This is a genomic window from Geomonas limicola, assembly GCF_014193675.1.
GTDB lineage: Bacteria > Desulfobacterota > Desulfuromonadia > Geobacterales > Geobacteraceae > Geomonas > Geomonas limicola.
Map to the genome: position 1 here is coordinate 74577 of NZ_BLXZ01000005.1, position 21811 is coordinate 96387.

Below are 21811 nucleotides of genomic sequence, written 5' to 3' on the forward strand. Positions count from 1 at the left end.
TCCGTTACTCCATCCATATTGGATAGGGGCGCGGTAATAACAGGGGGGAGGGGAAGATGACTGTGCTGTACCTGACTCATGACGGCATCACCGACCACATCGGGCGCTCGCAGATCGCTCCCTACCTCTTGGGGCTTGCGGGGCAGGGGTTCCGGATCCACGTACTCAGTGCCGAGAAGCCGGGGCGGGAGGAACTGTCAGCACAGTACCACGCTATCTTTCTGGCCGCCGGGATTTCCTGGACCACTGTCAGGTACTCCAATCGCTTCTCGTTATTCTCTTTCATAGGCGAACTGGTGCGTCTTTACCGCGCAGCTGCTGAGATGATAAAAAATGAACGGATTCACATATTGCATTGTCGTTGCTTCCCTGCTACTATCATTGGGAAATATTTAATCAAAAAATTCTCAGTAAAGCTGGTCTTCGATTTCAGGGACTTCTGGCCCGATACACGGCTGGATACCCGCAGGTTCAAACTTCCCTATCGCTACATTAAGTCGCTCGAGCCGGACCTGGTGCGCTGTGCGGACAAGATAGTGTGCCTCACTGCGCGGGCCCGTTCGCTGCTCATCGACTGGTACCTGACCACCGAGGCGGTACCCCAGGCGCGCTTCCAGGTGATTCCCTGCTGCGCCGACTTCGACCACTTCGACCTTTCCCGGGTGACGGCGCAGGACCGCGAGAAAGCGCGCCGCCAGGCCGGCCTGGAACCGGGGCGCTGCGTGCTGCTCTACCTGGGGAGCCTGGGTCCCGACTACCTTTTGGACCAGATGCTCACGCTGTTTCGCCAGCTGCTCAAGCTTAGACCCGATGCCTGCTTTCTCTTCGTCTCCAACAACGGGCGCGAGCTCGTGGAGGCCGGCTGCCGGGAGCAGGGGATTTCTTTCGAGCGGATCCGGTTCGTCTCGGCGGATCGCAGCGAGGTGCCGGCCTACCTGGCCCTGGCTGACCTCTCCGTGGTGTTCATCAGGCCTAGTCTCTCCAAGGCCGGCTGCTCACCGACGAAGCTTGCCGAGCTCTTCGCCTGCAACGTGCCGGTCATCGCAAACACCCACGTGGGGGATCTGGACCAGATCATCGACCTTGAGGTTAACGGCTCCGCGGTGGTGAGCGATTTCCACGAGGAAACCCTGCTGGCTGCACTACAGGCGGTGCTCGCCCGCAAGGCAGGACCGCCGCTCGATATCCGCTCCCGCAGCCGGGAATTTTCCCTCGAAGAGGGGGTACGGCGCTACACCGAGGTCTACCGGGAGTTACTGGCACATCACCCTGTCCAGGAGTAGAAAATCATGCTGAACGTGGTGGTCATCAACGGAGGGCGCGGGGCGGCGGCAATCATCCCGGCGCTGCTGAAACAGCAGGGGCTCAACGTCACCTCGGTGGTCAACGCCTACGACGACGGGAAGTCCACCGGGGAGATCCGGCGCTTCTTCGGGATGCTCGGCCCCTCGGACATCCGCAAGGTCCAGGAGCTCATGCTTCCGGAAAACGATCCCGACTACCAGGCCAACCTGCACCTGTTCCGTTACCGCTACCCGGTCGGTGTCTCCCGTGCCGAGGTCATGAAGGAACTGGAGGAGTTCGGAGCGGGGGTGAACGATTTCCTCGCAGGGGTCCGTTTCGAGAGCCAGAAGGTGTCGAACGCCCTGCGCTACTTCGTGCGCGAGTTTTTAAGCGGCCTCGAGGTGAGCGAGAAGGCGCGCTGCGAGCGCTTCGACTTCTCGGACTGCTCGGTGATGAACTGCATCTATGCCGGGGCTTTTCTCGCCATGGACCGCAACATCGAGACCGCCACGCGCTATATCGACCGGCTCTTCAAACTGAAGGGAACCGTGCTCCCCACCAGCATCGAGGACAAGAAACTGGTGGCGCTCAGAGAAAACGGCGAGATGCTCTACAGCGAGGCCGATATCGTGGAACTCCGCTCCAACGTACTCATCGAGCGGATCTACCTTCTGGACGCGACCCTCAACCCGGATTTCTTCGAGATGCTGAGCCTCGAGGAGAAGCGCTACTACCTGGCGCGCAACCACAGCTTCGTGGCGGTATCCCAGGGAGTGAAGCACGCCCTGCAGCACGCCGACATCATCATCTACTCGGCGGGGACCCAGCATTCCTCCCTGTATCCGACCTACCTCTCCACCGGGCTTGCTTCGACCATCGCCGACAACAAAACCGCGCTGAAGATTTTCATCACCAACATCGGGGCCGATTACGAGACCCCCACCTACAAGGCCTCCGATTACCTGGTGGGAGCTTTCCGTTACCTGGGGCTTTCCGACAAGCGGAGCTACACCATGCAGGAGCTTTTCGACGCGGTGCTGGTCAACAAGACGCACCTGAAAGCAGACGACACCTACGTGGTCTTCGACGAGGATTCCTTCCGCGAGCTCCCGGTGCGCTACCTCGTCGACACCTTCGAATCAGCCGCCGACCTGGGGAAGCATGACGGACCCAAGGTGGTGCAGACCGTACTGGGACTCTACGATGGCGCGCTCGATTTCTGCTGAAGGGGCGCTCGGCGCCTTGCAGCTCCTGCAGGACCGGAGCCTGCTCATCTTCGATTTCGACGGCACCTTGGCCGACACGAGTCCGCTGCACGCGCAGGCCTTCAACCAGGTGCTGGCCCCCTTGGGGGTCCGGGTGGATTACCCCGCCATCGCCGGGATGAAGACCCGCGACGCAATGGAAAAAGTGGTGCGCCAAAACGGGGTGCGGCTGGATTCCGAGGGGCTTGAGAAGTTGAGTGTCGAGAAACAGTGGCGGGTGCGCCGGCTTATCGAAGAGCGGCTGGTTCCGCTGCCGGGAGTGGCTGATTTTCTCTCCTGGGTCCGGCCGCGCTACCGGTTGGCGCTCTACAGTTCCGGGTCCCGGGGAACCGTGACCCAGTCACTTGAAAAGCTCGGGTTTTCCAGGTGGTTCGACCCGCTTATCTGTGCCGACGACGTGACTGCCGCCAAGCCCGATCCCGAGGGGTATCTCAAGGTGCTGCAGCTCACCGGGGTGGCACCAGGGCGGGCGCTGGTCTTCGAGGACTCCGACGCGGGACTGCAGGCGGCCGCACGGGCCGGGATCACGGCCGTGGATGTGAGGCCCCCCTTCGACTACAGCTTCATCCTGGGGCTCCCCCCGGAACAGACACCGGCCGCCGGGTACCGGTGGCAGCCGTGAGACGGTGCAGGGGCGAATAATCATTCGCCCAACCTCTCCCGCGGGGAGAGGCGGCCGAGGGCCGGGCAGGTAGATCGCGGGGCACCGCAATCACCACGGTGAACATCACCGGCCCTCAGAACTTTTCCAACGGAGGCTGACGTGGCCCAAACCGCAAACCTGAAAATCCTGACCGTGGTGGTGACCCACAACCGCCGTGCGCTGCTGGAGCGCTGCCTGGACCACCTGAACCTGCAGGCGCGCCGACCGGACCAGACCCTGGTCATCAACAACGCGAGTACCGACGGCACCGAATCGATGCTGGCCATCCGCGGGGTGCGCTGCCTCACCCAAGAGAACCTCGGCTCGGCCGGCGGCTGGCACCGGGGGATCTCGGTGGCCCTCGACGAAGGGTTCGACGCCGTCTGGCTCATGGACGACGACGGCTTTCCGGACCGCCAGGCGCTGGCCCGACTCGAAGAGGTGCTGCGCCCCGGGGTAGCCTGTGCCGCCTCGCTGGTGGTCCGCGAGGACGACCCGGAACGCTTCGTATTTCCCCATCCGGTCCTGGACCGCACCGGGCTCCCGGTGCTCTTCGCACCCCGGCGTAAGCTCTACACCGTGAACGACCTGGCCCGCTACGCCAAGGGAGAGACCTATCCCTTCGCCCACTTTTTCAACGGAGCCCTTATCTCCTGCGCTGCAATCCGGAGGGTGGGAAACGTGAACCGGGACTATTTCATCTTCGGCGAGGAGGTGGATTACTTTTTCCGGCTCAGGGAGGCGGGGGAGGTCTGTTCGGTTCTGGGCGCCCGTCACTATCACCCGGATGTGAGCGGCAGACCCTATACCGCGCAGAAGATCTACTACTACGTGAAAAATACGCTGGTCATCAACCGACGCTACCTGAACCGCCCCCTGCAGCGCAACCTGCTCACGGTCGCCGCGGCCCTTGGGCGCACCGCCTGGCGCAACGGGGTAGGGGAGGCGCTCTCCTACCTGGTCGGGCGGCAGGCGCCGGCGCTCTATCGGGCGGTGGCCCGTGGGCTACGGGGCGAAGTGGGAAAGGATTTCCATGGCTGATATCAAGGTCTTGATAGCTGCGGCGGGAACCGGGTCACGGGCCGGTTTGCCGTACCCGAAAACGCTCTTTCCGATCCTGGGCGAGCCCATCCTGGTGCGCATCCTGAACCTGATGCGGGAGATCGATCCCTCTCCCACGGTCGTGGTAAGTCCATCGGGGCGGGACCAGATTGCCGAGTGTCTGTCCGCCCACGGCCTGAAGGCACACCTGGTGCTGCAGCCCGAGCCGCTGGGGATGGGGGATGCCGTGCTGCGCTTCCGCGACTCCCCGGCCTTTCCGGAGGCTCGGCAGCTCCTCTTGATCTGGGGTGACATCCCCATGGTGCAGCCGGAGACGGTGCGGGCCCTGGTCCAGGCGCACCGGGAGGACGGCAACGACTTCACCCTGGTCACCAAGCTCGTGGATACCGCCTACACCGTGGTGCGACGTGACGCAGAGGGGACCATCACCGACGTCATCGAGACCCGGGAGGCCGGACTGGAACCGGGGCCGGGCGAGCGGGACATCGGGCTCTTCCTGATGCGGACCGCACCGGTGCTCGACCTGTTGCCCCGGGAGCTTCCCGGCAAGTACGGCAAGAAGACCGGCGAGCACGGCTTCCTCTACCTGATCGGCCACCTCTCCCGGCTCGGTTTCCGGGTGGAAGGACTGCCGGTTGCCCACGATCTGGATCTGGTGTCCCTCAACTCTCTCAGAGACATCCAGGCATATCTTTGAACTGTTACCTTAAGTCATGAGTAAACCTGACCATACCCCAATTTCCGTGCTGCGCGAAGTGCCGTTTCCCCTGGTGCTCGCAGCGTTCCTCGTTTCGGGGTGCGTCCTGGCGGTGCCGCTATTTCTGGAGCTGGTGCGCGGCTGCGGCCACGACATCCCCCAGCCCGAACTCTCCGCGGACTACCTGAAGGCGCTCGTCTGGGCCGGGGTGCTCGGTCTCGGCATCCTGTTCTGGCCGGTCGGCGGGCAGGACAAGCGGCTGCTGCTCATCGGGTGGTGCGCCAAGGTAGCCGTGGCCCTGGGGGCGATGCTGGCCTACGAGAACCGGTATGGTCTTGACGCCTACATGTACTTCGACGAGTCGCGGGGGGATTTCCAGTTCTCCGCCTACAGCTTCACCGACGGCACTGCGAACCTGATCAACCTGGCCCGCATGCACAACCTTTTGATCCCGGATTCCTATCACGCCATGAAGGTGAGTTTCGCCATGCTGGGGCTGGTCGGGATCTACTTTTTCTACCGCGCCGGGGTCCTCTTCCTGGGGCGCGAGGAACGTCGGATCTTCTACCTGCTCTGCTTCTTCCCGGGGATACTCTTCTGGTCTTCGATCCTGGGGAAGGACCCGCTGGTCTTCATGGGAATTGCGCTCTACAGCTTCGGGGTGGTGGGGTGGACCCGGCGCCGGCAGGCGCGCTACCTCGTGGCCATTGCCGCTGGTGTGGCGGCTGCCGTCTTCATCCGGCAGTGGCTGGGGATCATCATGCTGGTCCCCTTGTGCCTGCTGGTTCTCCGGGGGGTGCGCGGCTTCGCCGCCAAAAGCGTGTTCACCGTATTTGTTGCGGCAGCACTGGTGGTTAGTGCCGGACCCTTTTTGCAACGCTTCAAGATCGAGGCGATCACCGACCTTCTCACCGTGGCCGACTCGACCACCAAGGGGTTCGTCAGCACGGCGGGCGGTTCTACCCAGGAACTGGATGTCGACCTGACCAACCCCCGTGCGGTACTCGCCTTTCTTCCCAAGGCGGCCTTCACTGCGCTGTTTCGTCCCTTGCCGGGGGAGATCATGAACCCGTTTGGCCTGCTGGCCGGTCTGGAGAGCGCGCTTCTCCTCGGCCTTTTGCTCCTCTCCCTGAAGCGCAGCCGCCTGCGGGACCTCAAGGAGCCGCTGGTGCAGTGGTGCCTGCTCTTCCTGGTGATCTGGGCCCTCTTGAATGGCATCGTATCCTCGGCCAATTTCGGCGTCGGGGTGCGCTACAAGCTCCAGGTGTTGCCGCTTTTGCTGGGGCTCCTCATGTACCTCGCCCGGCGCAGGAAGGTTCCGCACGCCCGGCTGCAATCCGCCTCCGCCCGAGCGGCGTACCTGGCGGGCCCCGACGCGGGAGCGTCACCCGGTCCATCCCCCGACCTCTCGTCGTAACCGTAGTCCACGCCGTACCTGGCAGAAACAGCTTTCCCTCACTGATGTGGCAGTCCAACTCCATCCTCCCCGATTCCGCCCCCCATAGGGGCCCCAACCGGTATGGTGAGCGTATGTGCGGTATTGCCGGATGTCTCGATTTCAGCCGTTCCTCTGCACCGGCAGAGCTTATCCGTAGGGTCGCGGCCATGGTGGGCACCCTCGAGGAGCGCGGGCCGGACGGCCGCGGCCACTGGTGCGATGCCGAGGCCGGGGTCGCGCTGGGGCACACGAGGCTCGCCATCCTCGACCTCTCCCAGGAGGGGCACCAGCCGATGCATTCGGCCTGCGGCCGCTACGTGATCACCTTCAACGGCGAGATCTACAATTTTGCCGAGCTGCGCCGGGAGCTCGAGGTGGTCCCGGCTACGGGCGATTCCCGGTGGCGTGGGCATTCGGACACCGAGGTGCTGCTGGCGGGCTTCGCGGTCTGGGGTGTCACCCGGACCCTCGCCAAGGCGGTCGGCATGTTCGCCTTCGCCCTCTGGGACCGCCGCGAGCGCCGACTCTACCTGGGACGCGACCGGCTGGGCGAGAAGCCGCTTTACTACGGCTTTCAGGGTGAGCACTTCCTGTTCGGTTCCCAGCTGAAGGCCCTGCGGGCGCACCCGGCCTGGCAGGGGGAGGTCTCCCGCAGCTCCCTCAGCGCCTTCCTGCGCTTTGGCTATCTGCCGGCTCCGCAGTCCATCTACTCCGACATCCACTCCCTCGTGCCGGGAAACCTCCTGGTGCTGGACTGCCGCCCGGATGCCACGCGCCAAATCCCCGAACCGCACCCCTACTGGTCGCTTCTCCAGGTCGTCGAAGCTGGATCGCGTAATCTTTTCCGCGGCAGCACTGAGCAGGCGGTTGAGCGTCTGGATACCCTGCTGCGCCGGGCCGTGCGGCAGCAGATGGTGGCCGACGTACCGTTGGGGGCCTTTCTTTCCGGCGGCGTCGACTCCTCGACGGTGGTGGCACTCATGCAGGCCCAGTCGGGTAGCCCGGTGCGCACCTTCACCATCGGGTTCGAAGACCAAGGGTACAACGAGGCCGCCTACGCGAGCGAGGTGGCTCGACACCTGGGGACCCGGCACAACGAGCTTATGGTTACCTCGCGCGACGCCCTGGAGCTGATCCCCCGACTCCCCGAACTCTACGACGAGCCCTTTGCCGATGCCTCTCAGATCCCCACGCACCTCTTGTCCCGGCTCACCAGGCGTCACGTCACGGTGAGCCTCTCCGGGGACGGTGGCGACGAACTCTTCGGTGGCTACAACCGCTATCTCTGGGTCGAGGCGATCTGGGACCGCATCGCCCTGTTCCCCAAGCCGCTGCGCCGGCTGGCCGCCCGCCTGGCGACCTCGTTGAGCCCCGCTGCCTGGGACCGGCTCTTTACGCAGCTGGGGGCGACGCTTCCTGAGCGCCTGAGGCAGACCAACCCGGGGGGGAAACTGCACAAGCTGGCGTCGGTCCTCGACGCGGACGATCCCCTGGGGATGTACCGCCGCCTGGTCTCGCATTGGCACGATCCAAGCGGGCTGGTCCAAGGGGGGGACGAGCATGCTGCTCTCGTCGACGATCCCCGCGCCGGCCTCTCTCGCGGCTCCCTGGCCGAGCAGATGATGTACCTCGACGCGCTCAGCTACCTGCCGGGGGACATCCTGGTCAAGGTGGACCGGGCCAGCATGGGGGCCGGGCTCGAGTCGCGTACGCCGTTTCTTGACCACCGAGTGGTCGAGTTCGCCTGGCAGCTGCCGCTCTCCCTGAAACTGCGCGGCGCCCAGGGAAAGTGGCTCTTGCGCCAGGTGCTCTACCGCTACGTCCCGAGGGAACTCGTCGAGCGCCCGAAGGCCGGTTTCGCCGTCCCGCTGGAACACTGGCTCAGGGGGCCCTTGCGCCCCTGGGCCGAGGAGCTATTGAACGCGCGCCGCCTGGAGCACGAAGGGTACCTGAATCCGGCCCCGATCGAGTCCAAGTGGCGCGAGCACCTTTCGGGAGGCTACGACTGGCAGTATCCCCTCTGGAACGTCCTCATGTTCCAGGCCTGGCTGGAGGCGCAGGGGGCGAGTGCGCCAGAGGCTGCGGAGCTGCACCGGTGAGCGCCGCGGCCCATACCGTCCTCTACTTCGTGAACCAGCTGGAGTTCTTCCTCTCGCACCGGCTGCCGCTGGCCCGCGCCGCCCAAAATGCCGGCTACCGGGTCCACGTTGCCGGACCGCGCTCGCCGGCCGTGGCGAGGCTCGAGGCAGAGGGATTCGTCTTCCACGAAATCCCCATGACCAGAAGCGGGGTGCATCCGGTCCAGGAGCTCGCCACCTTTTGGCGGATCTACCGACTGCTAGGCCGGCTCCAGCCTGCCATCCTGCACAACGTGGCGCTCAAGGCGGTCTTCTACGGAAGCCTCGGTGCGCGACTGGCGCGGACTCATGCGGTGGTGAACGCGCTTACCGGCCTGGGTTTCGTTTTCATCGCCCGGCACGGGCGGGCCCGCCTCTTGCGCACGCTGATCATGGCCGGACTGCGCCTCGCGTTCCGGCAACGCCGGCACCGGCTCATCATGCAGAACCACGACGACCCGCGCCTCTTCATCGACGCGAAGGTGGTCCCGCCCGAAGAGGTGGTGGTGATCCGCGGCTCGGGGGTCGATCTGGCCGAGTTCTGCCCCGCGCCCGAACCTCCGGGTGAGATCCGGGCCGTCCTGGTTTCCCGGATGCTCTGGGACAAGGGGGTAGGGGACTTCGTCGAAGCGGCGCGGGAGCTCAAACGCCGCAGCGTTCCAGTGCAGTGCCTCTTGATCGGGGACCACGACCCCGGCAACCGCGCCAGCGTCCCGGTAGACCAGCTCACCCAGTGGCACCGGGAGGGGGTGGTGCAGTGGCTCGGGCATTCCAGCGAGATCGCCGACGTCTTCGCCCAGGCTCACATCGTCTGCCTACCCTCCTATCGAGAAGGGCTCCCCAAGGTGCTCATCGAGGCAGCAGCCTGCGGGCGCGCCATCGTCACCAGTGACGTTCCCGGCTGCCGGGAGATCGTGCAGCATGGCCTGACCGGCCTCGTGGTCCCGGTGCGTGACGGCAGGGCCTTGGCCGAGGCAATCGAGCGGTTGGCGAGGGAGGACGAGTTGCGCCGCTCCATGGCCCACCGGGGACGGGCACTCGCCGAGCAGGAGTTCTCGGTGGAAAAGGTCCTCGCGGAGACGTTGGCCGTGTACAGAGGTTTGCTATGAAACGCGGTCGGTCCCCAAAAAAACAGAGGCAGGGCCGGACGGTGACGCAGGCAGAACCTTCCCCGGGGGCGGCTCCGTGCAATGTGATCCTGGTCACCGGCGCTACGGGATTTGTGGGGCGGGCCCTGTGCAGGAGACTGCTCGCCGAGGGGTACCGGGTCCGGGCTGCCCTGCGCGAGGGGGGAAACACCCAGCTCCCCGCCGGGGTGCAGCCGGTAACGCTCCCCCCGCTGGGACCGGATACGCCGTGGAGCGAGGCGCTTTCCGGGGTTGAGGCGGTCGTGCACCTGGCGGCGCGGGTACACCAGCTGAAGGATGCGGCAGCCGACCCGCTGACGGCATACCGGGAGGTGAACCTGCAAGGGACCGAGCGGCTGGCACGGGAAGCCGCTCGCGCCGGGGTACGTCGCCTGGTCTTTGCGAGCTCGGTGAAGGTGCACGGAGAGGGTGGGGCGGACCCGTACCGCGAACTGACGTCACCCGCGCCGCTCGACCCCTACGGGGTCAGCAAATGGGAGGCTGAACAGGCCTTGTCACGGGTGGCGGCGGAGACCGGGCTCGAGGTGGTGGTGCTGCGGCCACCGCTTGTCTACGGACCCGGCGTGCGGGCCAACTTCTACCGGATGTTCCGGGCTCTCGAGTGCGGCTTCCCGCTCCCATTTTCAGGGATCGAGAACCGGCGCAGCCTGATTTACCTCGACAACCTAGTGGACGCGCTTTTGGTATGCCTGCGCCACCCGAAGGCCGCCGGCGGCACGTTCCTGGTGAGCGACGGCGAGGATCTCTCCACGCCGCAGCTGTTGCGCCGGGCGGCAGATTCCCTCGGGGTGCCGGTCCGGCTTGTTCCCTTTCCCAAGACGCTCTTGCGGTTGGCTGGCCGGCTCACCGGCAAGGGAGCGGCGCTGCAGCGCCTCACCGGTTCGTTGGCCGTCGACAGTACCCTCATCAGGGAGCGCCTCGGCTGGCGGCCACCCGTGACGGTTGCCGACGCCCTGCAGGCCACGGCCCGCTGGTACCGCGAGGCGCGCAAGGAGGAGCCATGAAACGACTGTTCGACCTGGCGCTCGCCCTGGTGGCGCTGCCGTTCTGTCTTCCCGTCTTGCCCGCGGTGGCGCTCTTGGTGAGAATCACCTCGCCCGGGCCGGTCCTCTACTGGTCGCAGCGGGTGGGGCGGCACAACGTGCTCTACCGGATGCCCAAGTTCCGCACCATGCGCACCGATACCCCCGCGGTGGCGACCCATCTGCTCGACAACCCCGAACGCTACCTGACGCCGGTCGGTAAGTTCCTGCGCAAGACGAGCCTCGATGAACTCCCCCAACTCTACAGCATCCTCAAGGGGGACATGAGCTTCGTAGGACCACGGCCGGCTCTCTACAACCAGGACGACCTGATCGCGCTACGCACCGAGCGCGGGGTGCACCGGCTCACCCCCGGGCTCACCGGCTGGGCGCAGATAAACGGCCGCGACGAGCTCCCCATTCCGATCAAGGTCGACTTCGACACCTACTACCTCCAGCACCGGACCCCGCTCTTCGATCTCTACGTGCTGGTGCTCACCTTCGTGAAGGTGCTGCGTCGCGAAGGGGTACAGCACTGACCTTAGGTATCCTCGGGCTGCGAGGTTTCCGGTCGATCCCTCGTCCGTACTCTCTGTCATACCCTAAGTTCTAATGATTGAGCTACTCCTCCGTTGTCTCATTGCGTGTACTCGCCGTGTCTCAAGATTCGCCCTTCATCGATGGTGGGTGATTTTCCCTCCTCTTAGCTGCTCCGCTGATCTCACTCCTGCTTTCAAGCCCTTATAAGTATTGACATTTGCACCTTCTCGGCCGGTGGGCCACGTCGTGGAGGAGTCAGCAAGACAAGTTGCTAATTCAGTTGTGAATGTTATATTTGACAAATTAAAAAACACACACAAATAAACTCATAAATTAAGACGGTGCTGGTGGGGGATTCCTATGTTTCATGCCAGAAGGTTCCTGGTCTTTATCCTGGATATCGCGTTGATGGCGGTGGCGCTGGCAGGGGCATTCCTGTTGCGCTTCGATTTCGCTATTCCCCCCGAGCAGCTGCATAGTCTCGCCCAGGGGCTTGCGGTCGTGTTGCTGGTCAAACCGGCACTCTTTATCGCCTCAGGCATGTACCGCAGCATCTGGCGCTACGCCTCGCTGCAGGACGGTTACCAGATCTTCAAGGTGGTGACGGTGTCGTCGCTGGCGGCCAGTTTCCTGCTGGTGCTCCTGCGCGGACCGTTCGCCCTGCCGCGTTCCATCTATTTCCTCGATTGGTTCCTGCTTTTTGCCGCGGTGGCCGGCAGCCGTCTGGTCTGGCGCATCTACCGCGAGACCCGGGTGATCCCCTCGCTGCGCAAAGGGAAGCGCACCCTCATCATCGGGGCAGGGGATGCCGGCAACCTGCTGCTGCGCGAGATCCGCAAGCAGACCAGCTCCCCCTACAACGTCGTCGGTTTCGTCGACGACGATCCCGCCAAGCGAGGGCTGCGTCTCTCCGGTGTGCGGGTACTGGGGGGCACCAACCGGTTGCGCGCCCTGGTGCGGATCCACCGGGTCGAGGAGGTGATCTTCGCCATCCCCTCGGGCGACGGAGCCCTGATGCGTCGGGTTATCGCGAGCTGCCAACGGGCCCGGGCCCGGTTCAAGACCCTGCCGGCCATTACCGCGATCATCGACGGCAAGGTGTCGGTATCCCAGATCAAGGACGTGGAGATCGAGGATCTTTTGGGGCGTGAGCCGGTCGTCCTGGATCAAAGCGCCATTCGCAACTACCTCACCGACAAGAAGGTGCTGGTAACCGGAGCGGCAGGGAGCATCGGCTCCGAGATCTGCCGCCAGGTGGCGCTCTTCAAGCCGGCGAAGCTGATCCTCTTCGATCATGCCGAGACTCCGCTGTTCTATATCGAGAAGGAGCTGGCGGCGAGCTACCCAGACCTGCGCATCATTCCGGTGGTGGGGGACGTGAAGAACCAGGAGAAGGTGGAGACCCTGTTCGACGATTTTTTCCCCGAGGTGGTCTTTCACGCCGCGGCGTACAAACATGTCGCCATGATGGAGTACAACCCGACGGAGGCCGTCCTGAACAACGTACTCGGGAGCAAGGTGGTGGCCGATGCGGCCCACAGATACCGGGTGCGCAACTTCGTGATGGTCTCCACCGACAAGGCCGTGAACCCCACCAACATCATGGGTGCCACCAAGCGCAGCGCCGAGGTCTACGTTCAGGGGCTGGCGGCGGTCAGCAAGACCAAATTCACCACGGTGCGTTTCGGTAATGTCCTGGGATCCAACGGTAGTGTGATTCCGCTCTTCAAGGAGCAGATCAGGTCCGGTGGTCCGGTCACCGTCACCGATCGTAACGTGGTGCGCTACTTCATGACCATCCCCGAGGCGTCCCAACTCGTCCTGCAGGCCGGCTGCATCGGCAAGGGGGGCGAGATCTTCGTGCTGGACATGGGAGAGCCCGTGCGCATCCTCGCCTTGGCCGAGGAGCTGATCCGTCTCTCAGGCCTTGTTCCCTACAAGGACATCGACATCACCTTCACGGGTCTCAAGCCCGGGGAGAAGCTCTTCGAGGAGCTACTGATCAACGGCGAGGGGATGCGGCCGACCACCCACCGCAAGATCCGGGTGATGGCACCGGTGGAGACCGAGTTGAAGCAGGTGAGCCAGTGCCTGGAGGAACTCTTTGCGATAGCACGCGGTGGGAACATCGCCGCGCTGGTGGATGCGCTCAAGGCGATCGTGCCCGAGTTCGCGCCGCGCTACGAGTTCGACGTGGCACCGCCGCCAGCCTTCCAGCGGGTGCGCCCGGACCTCTTCCCGCCACAGAAACCCGCTTTCGTTAGGAACCTGCGGGTTGCCACCCCGAAAGAGCAAGCATGAGGCCTGCAGGTTGATTACATCCCATATATCCCTGTTAAAAAATGGGAGGTTGTTATATAAGAAGTACCCAGCGTAAACTATCCCTGCTCTGCCCTGGATACCTATGACTCTGACGCTTCGCCTCGCCATCATCGCAATTTTTTGCCTCTTATTTGCCGGCAGTGCCTTCGCGCTTTCTTCTCCCAACGTCCCCCTGGACAGCCCGATCTACCTCTACCTGGAAAAACTCTCCGGCTACGGTTTGATAACCTCCGATTTCCGCGGTATCCGCCCTTTTTCACGCAGCGAGGCTGCCAGGCTCTTGAAGGAGGCCGAGGCCAACCTCGCCTCCGGGACTTACCCCGAACTAGCGGGAGAACTCGTGCTCCGTTTGCGGGAACTCCTGCCCCGCGAGGCCGAGCTGTACGCCAATGAGCAGCAGGCCCCCCGCTTCGATACCGCCATGGGCACCGCCAAGCTGCGCTACGTCTACCTGGACGGCCAGCCGCGCAGTTTCTTCCGCGCCGTCAACGACCCCGGCAACGAGGGTGTCTTCGGCATCGGCTCGGGACTCAGGCCACCGACTCCGTATCCCTCCCCGACGCAGCAGCGCGGCAGCGAGGGAACACCGCTCTTCGAGAACAACGAAGGGGTGATCTACCACTCGGGGAGCAATCTCGACCTGCGCGCGAGCGGCGAGGCGTACTACGGTGCCCAGACCGCACTGCTGGTCGAGCCGATGCTCCTTTGGTCCGAGAAGGACGACGACACGCGCCTGAGGCTCAACAAGGGGTACCTGAAGCTGGGCGGCAAGGGGCTGGAGCTGGAGTTGGGGCGCGACGAGAACTGGCTCGGACCCGGCTACCGCGGCACCCTTACCCTCACCAACAACGCAAAAAATTTTGATGAGGTGAAGCTCTCCAGCCCCGAGCCGGTCAAGACCCGCTACCTGTGGGATCTCAAGTACGACCTGATCTTCTCCCGTTTCGAGAAGACGACCACCGGAACGGCCCGTCGCCAGCCCTTTTTCATCGGCTTCAAGCTCTCCATGAAACCGACCGAGAACTTCGAGTTCGGCATCAACCTGGGACGCCAGGCCGGCGGTCCCGGTGTCCCCAATGGTCCGGCCGATACGCTGCGCGGCCTGGTCGGCGGGACCAGCTCGGACAACTCGAACTCGGTGGCCGGCATCGACCTGCGCTACCGGATTCCCTGGCTGCGCAACGCCGAGATCTACGGCGAGTACTCCGGTGAAGATTCCGCCGCCTTCTGGCCCATCGTCGAGAGCTACCTCGCCGGCTTTTACATCCCCAGGCTTTCCGCCAGCGGCAAGGACGACCTGCGCTTCGAGTATCTGCGCGGCAACCAGATTCTCTACACCAATTCCACCTTCCCCGAAGGCTACCTGCGCTACAACCTCCCTATCGGCCATTCCCAGGGTGGCGGTACCCAGGAATTCTTCCTGCGTTACAGCCACTGGTTCTCGGTCCGCAATAACCTGGCACTGGAAGCCTTCCGCACCTCGCGCGGCGATTACGGTCGGATCACCGTCAACCCTAGTGGCAGCTTCGATCCCAACGGGGTGGTGCAGGCGGTCGAGCGGAAGTACGCCGTGCGCGGCTTCTGGAGTTTTCCGGTCAAAGGCGAGTTGAGTGCGCTCGTCATGTACGGCCGGGAGTGGATCGACAACTTCGAACTCCGCTCCGGTGTCTTCCGCAGCAATCAACTGCTGCGTGCCGAACTGCGTTATAGGTATTGAACCGGCGGCGGCTTTATCTGGGATTGCCGCCCATTCACACAATCAAGGTACCTGCTCTTTTCAGATACTCCTCCTGCTTTCCCGCTGTCACTTTTATTGACTCCTCCTCTTTATTTTCCCGGATCCTTGGCTATATTGTTAGCTTTGGCTAATCTGTGTCCTGCTGTTTGCTGTCATCGCAAACAGATTAGGCAGGGGAGGGGATCATGGAGACCCGCAGCAGCAATGTGACGTGGCACGAGCGCCAGCTCACCCGGGAAGATTACCAACGCCGCAACGGTCACGGCTCCCTGGTACTTTGGTTCACCGGGCTCTCCGGCTCGGGAAAATCGACCCTGGCCCACCTGGTCGAGGAGCAACTCTTCCAGCAGGGGTGGTACACCTACCTGTTAGACGGCGACAACGTGCGCCATGGCCTCAACGGCGACCTGGGGTTCTCCGAGGCTGACCGGCGCGAGAACATCAGGCGCGTCGGCGAGGTCTCCCGCCTGTTCGTCGATGCCGGGGTCGTCGTCCTCACCGCACTCATCTCTCCCTATCGCGAAGACCGTGACCGGGTCCGCGCACTCTTCGGAAACGACGATTTCATCGAAATCTTCCTCGACTGCCCGCTGGAGATCTGCGAACAGCGCGATCCCAAAGGGCTCTACCGCAAGGCCCGCGCCGGGGAGCTCCCCCAATTCACCGGCATCGACAGCCCCTACGAAGCACCGCTCGCTCCAGAAATCACCATCAACACCGGTCTTCACGGGGTTGAAGAGTGCGTCGCGCGGATCATCTCCCACTTGAGGCAGCACTCCGCCTGCTGGCGCAAGCGCAGTTTGGCGCTCCCCGGGGTGGCCGCGTGACGGAGGCGAGCGAGCGTCTGCAGGTGGTGTTCGTCGGGCACGTGGACCACGGCAAATCCACGCTTCTTGGCCGACTCTACGCCGACACCGGGTCGCTGCCGGACGGGCACCTGGAAAAGGTGCGCCAGATCTGCATCCGGCAGGGGAAACCCTTCGAGTACGCCTTTCTCTTCGATGCCTTTCTCGAGGAACAGGAGCAGGGGATTACCATCGACACAGCGCGTACCTTCTTCAGGTGGCATAACCGCCAGTACCTGATCCTGGACGCCCCGGGGCACAAGGAGTTCCTGAAGAATATGGTCTCGGGAGCCGCCCGGGCCGAGGCTGCCGTCCTTATCATCGATGCCCTGGAAGGTGTTCAGGAACAGTCCCGGCGCCACGGTTACCTGTTGAGCCTCTTGGGCATCCGGCAGTTGACGGTGGTCGTCAACAAGATGGACCTGGTCCAGTACCGGCAGGCCGCCTTCGAGGAAATCGCCAGGTCATACCAGCGCTTTCTCCGGGAATTGCACCTGGAGCCTGCCCACATCATCCCGGCCAGTGCCCGAGAGGGGGACAACGTCGCCTGCGCCAGCTCCGCGATGCCCTGGTACCACGGACCGACGCTTCTCGAGAGCCTGGCTGCCTTCGGCAAGCTGCCAGTCCGTAGCGATCAACCCCTGCGTTTCCCCGTGCAGGACGTCTACAAGTTCGACGCACGACGCATCATTGCCGGACGGGTGGAAACCGGCGAACTGCGTGTGGGCGATACCGTGGTCTTTTCGCCCTCCAACAAGAGTTCGGTGGTGCGCAGCATCGAAGCCTTCAACGCCGAGCCGCCACAAACGGCCGGCGCCGGCCGCTGCACCGGCTTTACCCTAAACGAACAGATCTTCATCGAACGCGGTGAGATCGTCTCCCGCCAGGAGACACCACCGGAAGTCTGTACCCGGTTTCGGGCCAACGTCTTCTGGATGGGCAGTAACCCTCTCCGACGCGGCTCCACCTATCGGCTGCGGCTCACCACGGCAGAGGTGGAGATGGAGCTTGAGGAGATCCTCTCGGTAACCGATGCGGTGAGCCTGGCCCGGATCACGCGCAGCGAGCACCTGGAAAAAAACGACGTGGCCCAGGTGGTGATCAAAACCCGCAAGCCCCTTGCCTTGGACCGTTTTGCCGATATCGACGTCACCGGGCGTTTCGTCATCGTGGACGGCTGCGACATCTGGGGCGGCGGCATCGTGATGGAACCGCTCAAGGATGCCCAGGAACCCTTCCGGCGCGAGGCACGGCTGCGGGACCTGCAGTGGCGCGCAGGGGAGGTGGGGCTTGCCGAGCGCGGCGAACGAAACGGCCACCACCCGGGGATCATCCTCTTTACCGGGGAGCGCGGCAGCGGCAAGGCCCGGCTGGCCCGGCTGCTGGAGCGGCGTCTGTTCAGCGACGGCCGCCAGGTGTACCTCCTGGATGGCAAGAACCTGCAGATGGGGCTGTGCAGCGACCTGAGCGACTGGAACGGCGCGGAGATGGTGCGCCGCTTCGGCGAGGTGGCCCAGGTGCTGCTGCGCGCCGGACTCATCGTGGTTTCCACCACCAATACCTTCAGCGTCTCCGAGCACCAGATCATCCGTACCCTGGTGCACCCCCACCCGGTCCTCACCGTCCATATTTCCTCGTGCGAGGAGGAACTCCCCGAGCAGACCGACCTGGGGCTGGTGACCATGAACGATCTCACTCCCGCCGTGGAGTGCATCCTTCAGAAGATGACGGAACTCGCCATCCTCTCCTGACCGCTCTGTCGGTTGTCTGCGACCCGGTGAATCGTCCTTTCTCCTTTATTTCCCGGCAGATTCGCGCTATAGTTCACCGCTCGGATGGTAATAGCCCCGCCCAAGGACCGTGCCCACCATGTACTGTACCTTTTACGGATTCAGGGAAAGCCCCTTCACCATAACGCCGAACCCCCGCTTCCTCTTCATGAGCGTCCAGCATCGGGAGGCCTTTGCCCATCTGATCTACGCGGTCGAGAACCGGGCAGGTTTCATCGAGTTGACCGGCGAAGTGGGTACCGGAAAGACCACGCTTTTGCGCACCTTTCTGAGCAGGCTCGACTCCGAGGGGCACCGCACCGCGCTCATCTTCAATCCGTGCCTTTCCTCGCTGGAGCTTTTGGCGAGCATCAACAAGGAGTTCGGCCTCCCCTGGGAAAGCGGCAGCCGGGCGGAACTTTTGCAGGTGCTGAACAGCTTCCTGTTGGAGCAAAAAGCTGCCGGGCGCAGCGTGGTGCTGGTCATGGACGAGGCCCAGAACCTGGCCCCGGAGGTGCTGGAGCAGATCCGGCTCATCTCGAACCTGGAGACCGAGACGGACAAACTGATCCAGATCGTTCTCGCCGGGCAGCCGGAGCTGCTGGCCGTGCTGGCTCGCGAAGAGCTGCGCCAGCTGAACCAACGCATCACCGTGCGCTACCACCTGCTCCCCATGGAATTCGAAAGCATGTGCCGCTACATCGACCACCGGATGGAGTTGGCGGGGCGCTTCCGGGCCGCGGAGTTCACCAAGGGGGCGCTGAAACGGATATTCCGCTTCTCCGGCGGCGTCCCCCGCCTGGTCAACATCGCCTGCGACCGCGCGCTCTTGATCGGTTTCACCGAAGAAGACCGGGTTATCACGGGGAAAATGGCAGCCCAGGCCATCAGCGAGATCAGGGGGCGAGGTGCGTTAGCGAACGCACGAGGAGTGGTGGGACGCCTGCTCGGCTTTTGGCGGTAAAAACAGTCTTCCCTTTGCAAAGGTTCTTCAGGGCACCCGGGATGCAGAACTGGCTGTAGGGGTACCATCGGTCCAGGGGGTATTGACGTGGTAGGAGCGAATGATCATTCGCCCCTACCTGCCCGTTATCCCGAAATTCCCTGATGACTTTTCGCAAAGCCCGATCGCTCGTTAAAGGAGTGCTATGAGTTCGATACTGAAGGCTCTCGAAAAAGCTGAAGAAAGTAACAGCGGGAAACGGATAGCTGCCGAGCACGACATGATCCGCGCCCGGCGAGCTCGGCCGGTCTGGATCCTGCCCAGTGCGGTTATCGGTGGAGCCGCGGTTGCTGCGCTACTCACCTTTGTAGCGATGGGCGGCTTCAGCCGGCACAGCGCTCCGCAGACCGCCTCGGTCCCGACGCCACCTGCAGTGTCTGCACCGGCACCGGCCGCCAGCCCAGCTTCCCCGGCGTCTGCTCCCGCAGGTACCGCACCGGCCGCTCCCGCGCCGGTAGTCGCGGCTCCAGTCGTTTCTCCGGTTCCCGTTACTGGCAACAGTGCTGCAGCTCCTGTAGCCGCTGCACCGGTCAAAGCCGCTGGTAGCGCTGCACCGGCCGGCAAGGCGGTTGCTGCCGTACCAGGTGCTATCAAGGGAGGGCAGGGCACCAAGACCTCGGTACAGAAACATCAGCAAGCGGCCGTCCAGCAACCAGCGGCGGTGCAGGCAGTACCGGTTGCGCCCTCGGCCGCACCGGTGGCCGCCGCTCAAGCACCGGCTGCCGTATCCGGTCATGCCGAACTGAAGGTTTCGGGAGTTGCCTGGCAGGGCAATGGCGAGTCGAGTTTCGCCGTGGTGAACGGTCGCGGGGTTCTGCAAGGCGCCACCGTAGACGGTTACAAGATCTTGGAAATTCGCCAGGACCGGGTCCGCTTCCAGGGAAGCAACGGCGCCTTCGAGGTTCCGGTGGATGAGGGGAAGTAGGGCTTCAGGTGCCTTAGGCACAGCAGCCCATCAAGCGGAGATTGCATGGCATTCGAAGAATTGGATAAGGAACAATGGGAGGCCATCTGCGAGCAGTGTGGCCTCTGCTGCTTTGAGAAGATAGAGGACGAAGACGGGCGCATCTTTTTCACCTCGACACCTTGCCGCTATCTCGATATCGACACCAGGCAGTGCAAGATCTACGAAAAGCGTTTCAAGATCTGCCCGGACTGCGTTCAGCTGACTCCGGAGCTGGTCAAGGACCTTAAGTGGTTGCACCGCAGTTGTGGCTACAAGAAAGCTCTGCGCCGCCAGAAGGAAGAATAATCCTCTCCGCAATTGACACGGAGAGACCGGCTTATTACCTTGTCTCCTCATAGCTCATAGCTCATAGCTCATAGCTCATAGCTCACAGCTCACAGCTCACAGCTCACAGCTCACAGGGTTTCCATAATAATCCTGATTAGCTTTGATCTTCCGCCAGTGCGTCCCTCCCCCTTCAAGGGGGAGGACAGGAGGGGGATGGGGAAAGGCTCCGGGCCAGTGTTTGCCCAAGGGGATTCTTTACGAGCGGGAAATTGGCGCTAATCAGTTGAAAAATTAAGACCACTCATTACAGCAGCATGCGCAGGTAAACTACACGAGGTGAAATTTTGGCCAAAGCAGGAAAAGACGTTGCAGTAACAGAAGAACTCTCTCACAAGCGTTTCGCGGCTCTCACTCTTGCCGAGAAGAACAGCTACCTGAAGACGGTCGGTGCGAAACAGCGCCTGGACCTGATGCTAGAAGATGCGGATGCCAAACGGCTCATCCAGGCACTGGATCCCCAGGAGTTTTTTTGGCTGGTGAAGGAAGTAGGGGAGGCCGATACGCTCGAGCTGTTGCAGCATTCCTCCGCTGAACAGCGGGTCTTCATTTTGGACATGGAGTTGTGGGACGGCTACAGCTTCTCCGAGGATAAGGCGTGCCACTGGCTGGCCTATTTCATGGAAGGTGGCGAGCCGAGCATCCACGCCCTGCTCAAACAGCTCGATTTCGAATTCCTGCACCTGTTACTCAGCCGTGAGCTGACCGTCGGCGGTGGCATCGGCGACCTGGCTGATGACGAGGAGCGCCTTGGGGACTACGACCACACCTTTGACGACGTCTTTATGCTTTCTTTCAAGAACCCCAAGCACAGCCAGGTGATCGGCAGCTTCTTGGGCATGATCTACAGGCTGGACAACCCGCTCTACGTGGCGCTCATGGAAGGAATCAAAGGGGACGTCGATCTCGAGCTTGAGGAACAGTGCCAGCGCTTTCGTACGGGACGTCTCGAGGACCTGGGGTTCCCGCCGTTCGACGAGGCACTCTCCATCTACGCCCGGATCAATCCTGCCAGCTTCCAGCTGGAGGGGGGTAAGGAGGCACAGGTTTCGGCAGGGGAATGTCACGCGCTGATACCCATTACCGAAGAGGACACCCTGCTGTTCCGTGCCTTGGCCCGCGCCGGTTCCGAGCCAGTCTGGCAGGAGCTCAACTACCTGGTGAACAGCGCCCTGGTTGTCGAAGGAAGCAGCCTTGGAGAACAGGAAAACATGCTCGGTATCCTGTACCGGGTCTGCGGCTATCTGAACATCGCCTTGGAAAAGCTCTGCGGCAGTGACGAAATGAAGGCAGCGGAAGTGCTGACCGGCGAGCCTTTGAAACACCTGTTCCAACTCGGTTTCAGCATCGTGATGGAGCTTAAGTTTGCCGCGCAGCACACCCAGACCGCGGATTACGCATCCGGAAAGCTGCTGGCCGGCCTCAAATCGAAACGGCCCCGTTTCTATCGCGGGATGGATGCCGACGGTATCGATGGATATCGCGAATTTGCCACCCTGGACGATGTCAGGAAGGTGGCATCCCTGCTGGCGCAGTTCGCAGGCTAAGCAAGTCAGCACACCAAGTACTTTCGAGCCCCGGTTCAACCAGCCGGGGCTCTTTTTTTTGCCGGTCACAGAGCCCAGAG

The 21811-nt window shown here is 63.0% G+C and carries 18 protein-coding genes; all 18 read left to right on the plus strand.

Annotation, left to right across the window (positions count from 1 at the left end; translation table 11 throughout):
• Window positions 1-56 precede the first annotated feature (56 nt).
• The 18 genes from H7688_RS13005 to H7688_RS13090 all read left to right on the plus strand — a co-directional run bounded on the left by H7688_RS13005 (window position 57) and on the right by H7688_RS13090 (window position 21731).
• Window positions 57-1283: a glycosyltransferase gene (locus tag H7688_RS13005; protein ID WP_183361556.1), complete on the plus strand. Its 1227-nt coding sequence runs from the start codon at window positions 57-59 to the stop codon at window positions 1281-1283.
• Between the two features lie 6 nt (window positions 1284-1289).
• Window positions 1290-2510, plus strand: coding sequence for a 2-phospho-L-lactate transferase CofD family protein (locus H7688_RS13010; protein ID WP_183361557.1), 1221 nt, complete (start codon window positions 1290-1292; stop codon window positions 2508-2510).
• A complete protein-coding gene (locus H7688_RS13015) occupies window positions 2488-3171 on the plus strand; it encodes an HAD family hydrolase (RefSeq protein WP_183361558.1) in 684 nt (227 codons plus the stop codon). Before H7688_RS13010 ends, H7688_RS13015 begins: the two co-directional genes overlap by 23 nt.
• 141 nt (window positions 3172-3312) lie before the next feature.
• Window positions 3313-4233: a glycosyltransferase gene (locus H7688_RS13020; RefSeq protein WP_183361559.1), complete on the plus strand. Its 921-nt coding sequence runs from the start codon at window positions 3313-3315 to the stop codon at window positions 4231-4233.
• Window positions 4226-4951, plus strand: coding sequence for an NTP transferase domain-containing protein (locus tag H7688_RS13025; RefSeq protein WP_183361560.1), 726 nt, complete (start codon window positions 4226-4228; stop codon window positions 4949-4951). Before H7688_RS13020 ends, H7688_RS13025 begins: the two co-directional genes overlap by 8 nt.
• 16 nt (window positions 4952-4967) lie before the next feature.
• Window positions 4968-6368: a hypothetical protein gene (locus tag H7688_RS13030; RefSeq protein ID WP_183361561.1), complete on the plus strand. Its 1401-nt coding sequence runs from the start codon at window positions 4968-4970 to the stop codon at window positions 6366-6368.
• Window positions 6369-6481: 113 nt separating this feature from the next.
• A complete protein-coding gene (asnB, locus tag H7688_RS13035) occupies window positions 6482-8488 on the plus strand; it encodes an asparagine synthase (glutamine-hydrolyzing) (RefSeq protein WP_183361562.1) in 2007 nt (668 codons plus the stop codon).
• Entirely contained in the window at window positions 8485-9615 is a 1131-nt protein-coding gene (locus H7688_RS13040) for a glycosyltransferase family 4 protein (protein WP_183361563.1), read from the plus strand. The genes asnB and H7688_RS13040 overlap by 4 nt, the downstream gene beginning before the upstream one ends.
• A 41-nt stretch (window positions 9616-9656) precedes the next feature.
• The gene (locus H7688_RS13045) at window positions 9657-10658 is read left to right on the plus strand and encodes a UDP-glucose 4-epimerase family protein (RefSeq protein ID WP_246329802.1); all 1002 of its coding nucleotides are present in this window, start codon (window positions 9657-9659) and stop codon (window positions 10656-10658) included.
• Window positions 10655-11215: a sugar transferase gene (locus tag H7688_RS13050; RefSeq protein WP_183361565.1), complete on the plus strand. Its 561-nt coding sequence runs from the start codon at window positions 10655-10657 to the stop codon at window positions 11213-11215. Before H7688_RS13045 ends, H7688_RS13050 begins: the two co-directional genes overlap by 4 nt.
• 361 nt (window positions 11216-11576) lie before the next feature.
• A complete protein-coding gene (locus H7688_RS13055) occupies window positions 11577-13517 on the plus strand; it encodes a polysaccharide biosynthesis protein (protein WP_183361566.1) in 1941 nt (646 codons plus the stop codon).
• A gap of 103 nt (window positions 13518-13620) precedes the next feature.
• Window positions 13621-15255: a capsule assembly Wzi family protein gene (locus H7688_RS13060; protein ID WP_183361567.1), complete on the plus strand. Its 1635-nt coding sequence runs from the start codon at window positions 13621-13623 to the stop codon at window positions 15253-15255.
• Window positions 15256-15461: 206 nt separating this feature from the next.
• Entirely contained in the window at window positions 15462-16103 is a 642-nt protein-coding gene (cysC, locus tag H7688_RS13065) for an adenylyl-sulfate kinase (RefSeq protein ID WP_183361568.1), read from the plus strand.
• Window positions 16100-17872, plus strand: a complete 1773-nt coding sequence (locus H7688_RS13070; RefSeq protein ID WP_246329803.1) for a GTP-binding protein — start codon at window positions 16100-16102, stop codon at window positions 17870-17872. The genes cysC and H7688_RS13070 overlap by 4 nt, the downstream gene beginning before the upstream one ends.
• 118 nt (window positions 17873-17990) lie before the next feature.
• Window positions 17991-18854 (plus strand): ExeA family protein, encoded by an 864-nt coding sequence (locus tag H7688_RS13075; RefSeq protein WP_183361569.1) that lies wholly within the window; start codon window positions 17991-17993, stop codon window positions 18852-18854.
• Between the two features lie 184 nt (window positions 18855-19038).
• Window positions 19039-19818: a hypothetical protein gene (locus H7688_RS13080; RefSeq protein WP_183361570.1), complete on the plus strand. Its 780-nt coding sequence runs from the start codon at window positions 19039-19041 to the stop codon at window positions 19816-19818.
• Window positions 19819-19863: 45 nt separating this feature from the next.
• Complete coding sequence (locus H7688_RS13085; protein ID WP_183361571.1) at window positions 19864-20145, plus strand: YcgN family cysteine cluster protein; 282 nt, start codon at window positions 19864-19866, stop codon at window positions 20143-20145.
• Window positions 20146-20471: 326 nt separating this feature from the next.
• Window positions 20472-21731, plus strand: a complete 1260-nt coding sequence (locus H7688_RS13090) for a DUF6178 family protein (protein WP_183361572.1) — start codon at window positions 20472-20474, stop codon at window positions 21729-21731.
• Window positions 21732-21811 lie beyond the last annotated feature (80 nt).

Bases quoted from the DNA above. Each gene is read 5' to 3' on its own strand.
- H7688_RS13075 (WP_183361569.1), top strand. From the start codon at position 17,991: ATGTACTGTACCTTTTACGGATTCAGGGAAAGCCCCTTCACCATAACG.
- H7688_RS13085 (WP_183361571.1), top strand. From the start codon at position 19,864: ATGGCATTCGAAGAATTGGATAAGGAACAATGGGAGGCCATCTGCGAG.
- H7688_RS13060 (WP_183361567.1), top strand. From the start codon at position 13,621: ATGACTCTGACGCTTCGCCTCGCCATCATCGCAATTTTTTGCCTCTTA.
- H7688_RS13025 (WP_183361560.1), top strand. From the start codon at position 4,226: ATGGCTGATATCAAGGTCTTGATAGCTGCGGCGGGAACCGGGTCACGG.
- cysC (WP_183361568.1), top strand. From the start codon at position 15,462: ATGGAGACCCGCAGCAGCAATGTGACGTGGCACGAGCGCCAGCTCACC.
- H7688_RS13005 (WP_183361556.1), top strand. From the start codon at position 57: ATGACTGTGCTGTACCTGACTCATGACGGCATCACCGACCACATCGGG.
- H7688_RS13010 (WP_183361557.1), top strand. From the start codon at position 1,290: ATGCTGAACGTGGTGGTCATCAACGGAGGGCGCGGGGCGGCGGCAATC.
- H7688_RS13055 (WP_183361566.1), top strand. From the start codon at position 11,577: ATGTTTCATGCCAGAAGGTTCCTGGTCTTTATCCTGGATATCGCGTTG.
- H7688_RS13030 (WP_183361561.1), top strand. From the start codon at position 4,968: ATGAGTAAACCTGACCATACCCCAATTTCCGTGCTGCGCGAAGTGCCG.
- asnB (WP_183361562.1), top strand. From the start codon at position 6,482: ATGTGCGGTATTGCCGGATGTCTCGATTTCAGCCGTTCCTCTGCACCG.
- H7688_RS13050 (WP_183361565.1), top strand. From the start codon at position 10,655: ATGAAACGACTGTTCGACCTGGCGCTCGCCCTGGTGGCGCTGCCGTTC.
- H7688_RS13080 (WP_183361570.1), top strand. From the start codon at position 19,039: ATGAGTTCGATACTGAAGGCTCTCGAAAAAGCTGAAGAAAGTAACAGC.
- H7688_RS13015 (WP_183361558.1), top strand. From the start codon at position 2,488: ATGGCGCGCTCGATTTCTGCTGAAGGGGCGCTCGGCGCCTTGCAGCTC.